The sequence below is a fragment of the Inquilinus sp. OTU3971 genome, from assembly GCF_038440215.1.
In genome coordinates this window covers 1-5,573 of sequence record NZ_JASATH010000309.1, presented here as the reverse complement: position 1 = coordinate 5,573, position 5,573 = coordinate 1, and the positions used below count along the sequence as shown (strand labels likewise).

Below are 5,573 nucleotides of genomic sequence, written 5' to 3'. Positions count from 1 at the left end.
CCCCCCCCCCGCCGCCCCGGCGCGGCGGGGGTCGACCGGGTTCTGGTGATCGGCGGCGGCGTGTCGACGCCCGTCGGGCCGTTCGACCGCACCATGCAGGTGCTGGAGACCGGCCTGCTGCAGCAGCATGGCGTCAAGACCATCGGCGTCGCCGGCCATCCCGAGGGCAGCAAGGACATCCCGGCCGAGGAGATCGCCCGCTCGGTCGCCGAGAAGAATGCCTACGCCAGGGCGACCGGCACCGATCTGTACATCGCCACCCAGTTCTGCTTCGACGCCGAGGCGATCATCGCCTGGGACCGCGAGCTGCGCCGCGCCGGCAACGCGCTGCCGATCCATCTCGGCCTGGCCGGCCCGGCCAAGCTGAAGAGCCTGATCCACTATGCCGCGATGTGCGGCGTCGGGCCGTCGATGCGGTTCCTGACCCGGCAGGCGATGAACATCGCCAAGCTGGCCTCGGTGTCGGTGCCCGACAAGCTGCTGACCGAGCTGGCGGATTACCGGGCCAAGGACCCGGATTGCGGCATCGCCCAGCTGCACCTGTTCGCCTTCGGCGGGCTGGAGCGCTCGGCCCGCTGGGTCAAGGCGATGCAGGAGGGCCGCTTCACCCTCGACGGCCGCGGCGGCTTCGCCATGGACGAAGCGCTGGACTAAGCCGTCAAGGCCAGCTCCGCCGCGCCGCGCACCGGGGCATCCTCGTCCGGTCCGGCCAGCCTGAGCACCCGGGTCGAGAGCTTCTCGGCGAGGGCGAGGTCGTGGGTGACCAGGAGCACGCCCAGCCCGGTCTCCGACACGATCTCGAGCAGGAATTCCAGCACCTCCCGCTGGCTCACCGGGTCGAGGCGCGAGGTCGCCTCGTCCGCGAACAGGAACACCGGATCGAGCAGCAGCGCCCGCAGCAGGGCGAAGCGCTGCAGCTCGCCGCCCGAGACCTGGCCCGGCAGGCGGTCGAGCAGGGTGTCCGCAAGGCGCAGCCGGGCCATCAGCCCGGTCACCCGGTCCCAGGGCTGCCGGTGCAGCCGGGCCAGGTCGCGCAGGCCCCGGCGGATCGGCTGGTGCGGCACGAAGGCGGCCGGCGGGTCCTGGTACAGCTTCTGAAACCTGAGCCGCGGCTGGCCGCCCGGCCGCTCGACCGTGCCGGCATCGGGGGCGGCCAGCCCGAGCAGGATGTTGCCGATCGTGGTCTTGCCGCAGCCGCTGGGGCCGGCGACGGCGACGATCTCGCCGGCCCGCACCTCGATGTCGACGCCTGTGAACAGCCGGCGGGGGCCGAAGGCCTTGGCCAGGCCGCGGCCGGCCAGGACCGGGCCGCCGGAAGGCCGGGGCGCGCGATCGGGCCAGCGCCGCGGATCGGCGGCGAGCAGCGCCCGGCTGTAGGCGTGCTCCGGCGCCCGCAGCACGGTCTCGGCCGCGCCTGATTCGACGATCCGGCCGTCCAGCATCACGCCGACGGTGCCGCCGAGCGCCTCGGCGACCGCGACGTCATGGGTGATGGTGAGCAGCAGGCGGCCGGCCTCCACCTCCCGCTTCAGCCGCGCCACGACGCCGTCGCGCAGCTGGGCGTCGAGGCCCTTGGTCGGCTCGTCGGCGATCAGCAGCCGGCTGCCGCCGGCATGGGCGATGGCGATCGCCACGCGCTGGCCCATGCCGCCCGAGATCTGGAACGGGTAGAGCGCGCCGGCACCGTCGAGCCCGACCTCCGCCAGATGCTCGCGGCCACGCGCCTCGCTCTCCGCCCGGGGGCGGCGATGCACGAAGCGGTGCACCTCCGCCACCTGGGCGCCGACGCGCATGGTCGGATCGAGGGCGAGCCAGGGCTCCTGCGGCAAGAGCGAGATGGCGCGGCCCCAGAGCTTGCGGCGCTCCGCCGGCGGCAGGGCGAGCAGGTCGGCGCCGTCGAGGCGGATCGTGCCGGCGGCCCGCAGCTCCGGCGGCAGCGTGCCCATGATCGCCTGGGCGACCAGGGACTTGCCGGAGCCGCTTTCGCCCAGCAGGGTCAGCGGCCGGCCGGGCTGCAGCGACAGGGAGACGTCGGTGACGACGGGGCCGGTTGCCGAGGCGACGCCGAGCCCGGAGATGGAAAGACCGGTCATCGGGAACTCCTCTGGGCGACGAGCTGCAGGCCGAGGACGAGCAGCACGATCAGGGCGGCGGGCAGCAGCACATGCACCGGCGCCTCGGCGTAGTAGGGCAGCAGTTCGACGATCATGCTGCCGAGCTCCGGCGTCGGCGGCTGCAGGCCGACGCTGATCGCGCTCAGGGTCGAGATGGCGATGATCGCGGTCGCCATGGCGAAGGCCGCGAGCGTGCCGATCAGCGGGGCGATCACGGGCAGGACGTGGCGGCGCAGGATGTAGCCCGGGCCGAAGCCGAGCAGGGACGCGGCCTCGACATGCGGCTGCTTCAGGACCGTCGCCGCGGCGGCGCGGGTGACGCGGTAGAACTCGACCCACAGCGTCAGCGCCAGCCCGAGATAGAGCGGCCCGAAATTCCCGGGCGCGAAGGCCAGCAGCAGCAGGACCAGCATCAGCCCGGGCAGCGCCAGGACGATGGTCGAGGCGAGGTCGGCCAGCCGCTCCACCCAGCCGCCGCGCCAGGCGGCGGCGAGGCCGAGCAGCACGCCGGGCACGGCCGCCGTCGCCATGGTCAGGACGGCCATGCCGAAGGACAGGCGCGCGCCATGGGCCAGCCGGGCCAGCAGGCTGCGCCCGTAATGGTCGGCGCCGAGCAGATAGTCGCCGCCGGCCGGCGCCAGGCTGGCGCCCAGATCCTGCGCGGCGGGATCGGCCTCGATCAGCCAGGGGCCGAGCACAGCGAAGGCCGCCAGCGCCAGCAGCAGCGTGCCGCCCAGGGCGCGCGGTGTGGCGAGGCGCGGGGAAGGGGAGGCGAGGGCCGGAGTCATCGCGCGGTCCTCGGGCGCGGGTCGAGCCAGGCGGTGGCGGCGTCGACCCCGGCGGTGATGGCGACGAAGATCAGGCCCATGGCCAGGGCGGTGCCCTGGACCATCGGGACGTCGCGCTCGATGATGGCGTGGACCAGGGCGTGGCCGATGCCCGGATAGGCGAAGATCGATTCGACCACGACGACGCCTTCGACCAGGTAGATCGCCTGCAGCCCGAGATAGGAGACGACGGGGATCGCCGCGTTGCGCAGGCCGTGGCGGCGCACCGCCACCGCCTCAGACAGCCCCTTGTGGCGGGCGAAGGCGAACCAGGGCGACGTCACGACGCCGGCGACCGCGTCCCGCGTCACCCGGCTCGACACCGCGGCGAGGCCGAGGCCGAGGGTCAGCGCCGGCAGCGCGATCTCCCGCCATGTCCCGAAGCCGGCGGGCGGCAGCCAGCCGAGCCGGCTGGCGAAGACCAGCATCAGCACGAGGCCGAGCACGAAGGGCGGCAGGGCGCGCAGGGCCACCGAGCCGGCCAGCCCCAGCCGGTCGGCCCAGCCCTGCGGCCGCAGGCCGGCGGCGACGCCGAGCGCCGGCCCGACCAGCAGCGACAGCCCCAGCGCCGCGGCCGCGAGCCAGAGCGAATAGCCGAGCTGGACCGCCAGCTCCTCGACGATCGGGGCCCCGGTGACGAGGGAGCGGCCGAGGTCGAGCCGGGCCAGGTCGGCGATCCAGTCGGCGAACTGGGCCGGCCAGGGCCGGTCGAGGCCGAGCTCGGCCCGCACCTTGTCCGCCGACTCCGCGGTCATCGCGTCGGGGCCGTAGCGGCCGGCCGCGATCCGCATCGCCGGGTCGCCGGGCAGGACGCGCATCAGCACAAAGCACAGGGCGCCGACGACCAGCGCCACCAGGCCGGCCTGGCCCAGCCGGGCGAGGAGGAGCCGTCTCATCTAGTCTGCCCAGCGGATCGAGGCGAGACGGTAGTTCACCTCGAGCGGATCGACCTCCACGCCGGTGATGCGCTTGTTGGCGACGATCGCGAGCTCGGACCAGGTGACCGGGATGCCCGGCAGCTGCTCCTGCAGGATCTCGGCGGCCCGCCGGCGCAGCAACTGCTGCCGGTCCGGGTCGCTGGCCGCCATCAGCTGGTTGACGATGCCCAGCAGCTCCGGGTCGGACCAGCCCATCGCGCCCCAGTCGCCGCCCTTCGGCCCATAGTCCTGCACCAGCGCCCCGATCGGATCGGGGACGATGGAGTAGAGGCGCGAGACCAGGCCGATCTCCAGCGTGCCGTCCTGGTGCCGGCTGACGATCTCCGAGCTGTTGCCGACCGAGACCTTCAGGTCGATGCCGGCCTCCCGGAGCTGGGCCTGCAGCGCGGTGGCGATCGGCGGCAGCTCCGGCCAGTTCGAATAGGTGATCAGGGTCGGGCTGAAGCGCCGGCCGTCCCGCTCCAGGATGCCGTCGCCGCCGGGCGTCCACCCGGCCTCGGCCAGCAGCCGACGCGCCTCCTCCAGGTCTCGTCGCAGCGGCGGCAGGTCGGGAACGTGCCAGCCGGACAGGGTGGGCGGGAACAGCTGGGTCGCGGCCAGGTCGGGGTTGCGCAGGATCGCCTTGGCGATGCCGGCGCGGTCGATGGCGAGGCTCAGCGCCCGGCGTTCCCGCGCGTCGTCGAAGAAGGGCGAGGCCGCATTCAGCTTCAGCAGGCGGGTCCGCGGGATGGTGGCGCTGCGCACGTCGAGATCGGGGTCGCGCTTCAGCCGCGCCACCGAGACCGGCAGCATGGAGAAGGCCAGGTCGGCCTCGCCGCTCTCCGCCATCAGCGCCCGGGTCTCGCCCTGGCCGACGGCGAGATACTGCACCTCACGGATGCCGGGCTCGCCGCCCCACCAGCCGCCAGCCTCTTCGAGCTCCAGCTTCAGGGGCGGCGTCAACGCCTTCACCCGGTACGGGCCCGAGCCGATGATCCGGGCGACCCGGCCGGAGTCGTCGTAGGAGGCGGGGGCGAGGATGATCGTGCCGTAGTTCACCAGGAAGGCGGGCAGGGCGGCGAAGGGCCGCTCCAGCCGGATGACGACGTCGCCGCCGTCAGTGGTGATATCGGCGATCGGCACCTGGGACAGGATGCCGGCTCCGGCCCGGGCCCGCCGCAGGCTGGCCGCCGCCGCCTCGGCTGTGACGGGGGAGCCGTCGTGGAAGACGGCTCCGCCGCGGATCCGGAAGCGCCAGGTCAGCCCGTCATCGCCGGCGGACCAGGATTCGGCCAGGGCCGGGGCGAGGGTGCCCGTCGGATCGGCCGTGACCAGGGTCTCGGCCACCTGCATGCGGCTGAAGATGTAGCCCGACTGCGCCGGGTCGATCCCGGCGATCTCCCAGGGGCCGACCACCTTGAGCGGCCGCTCCTGCGCCGAAGCGATGCCGGCCAGGAGCCCGAACGCCACCCCGGCCGCGGCGAGAACACGCGCGATCCGCATCCCGATCTCCCGAGAATGTTATATCTTAACACCTTCTGGAGCGAGTAGATGAAAAGGTCAACAGCGGGATTGGGGGCTTCAGCCCGCTGCTCAGGCTTAGGGAGCGGGCGGCTTCGCGTCACCTCTCCCGCAACGAGACCTTTTCAAAAGCTGAAGCCCGCCGCTTTTTAGTCCCCCCTCCCCTTGCGGGAGGGGGCAGGGGGGAGGGGTCT

5 protein-coding genes are annotated in these 5,573 nt (G+C 73.4%); 1 reads left to right on the top strand and 4 read right to left on the bottom strand.

What is annotated here, in order from left to right:
- The coding region (locus AAHM41_RS38490; protein ID WP_342241922.1) for a metFprotein at positions 1 to 654 on the top strand (654 nt) is incomplete at its 5' end.
- On the opposite strand, the gene AAHM41_RS38485 is transcribed toward AAHM41_RS38490, so the two are convergent.
- The 4 genes from AAHM41_RS38485 to AAHM41_RS38470 are packed head-to-tail and all read right to left on the bottom strand — an operon-like array spanning position 651 to position 5,361.
- On the bottom strand, positions 651 to 2,093 hold the full coding sequence (locus tag AAHM41_RS38485; RefSeq protein WP_342241921.1) for an ABC transporter ATP-binding protein: 1,443 nt from the start codon (positions 2,091 to 2,093) through the stop codon (positions 651 to 653). The two genes, AAHM41_RS38490 and AAHM41_RS38485, sit on opposite strands and share 4 nt — an antisense overlap.
- On the bottom strand, positions 2,090 to 2,902 hold the full coding sequence (locus tag AAHM41_RS38480) for an ABC transporter permease (protein ID WP_342241920.1): 813 nt from the start codon (positions 2,900 to 2,902) through the stop codon (positions 2,090 to 2,092). Before AAHM41_RS38480 ends, AAHM41_RS38485 begins: the two co-directional genes overlap by 4 nt.
- On the bottom strand, positions 2,899 to 3,837 hold the full coding sequence (locus AAHM41_RS38475) for an ABC transporter permease (RefSeq protein ID WP_342241919.1): 939 nt from the start codon (positions 3,835 to 3,837) through the stop codon (positions 2,899 to 2,901). The genes AAHM41_RS38480 and AAHM41_RS38475 overlap by 4 nt, the downstream gene beginning before the upstream one ends.
- Entirely contained in the window at positions 3,838 to 5,361 is a 1,524-nt protein-coding gene (locus AAHM41_RS38470; protein ID WP_342241918.1) for an ABC transporter substrate-binding protein, read from the bottom strand.
- Positions 5,362 to 5,573: the final 212 nt, after the last annotated feature.

Bases quoted from the DNA above. Each gene is read 5' to 3' on its own strand.
- AAHM41_RS38485 (WP_342241921.1), bottom strand. From the start codon at position 2,093: ATGACCGGTCTTTCCATCTCCGGGCTCGGCGTCGCCTCGGCAACCGGC.
- AAHM41_RS38480 (WP_342241920.1), bottom strand. From the start codon at position 2,902: ATGACTCCGGCCCTCGCCTCCCCTTCCCCGCGCCTCGCCACACCGCGC.
- AAHM41_RS38475 (WP_342241919.1), bottom strand. From the start codon at position 3,837: ATGAGACGGCTCCTCCTCGCCCGGCTGGGCCAGGCCGGCCTGGTGGCG.
- AAHM41_RS38470 (WP_342241918.1), bottom strand. From the start codon at position 5,361: ATGCGGATCGCGCGTGTTCTCGCCGCGGCCGGGGTGGCGTTCGGGCTC.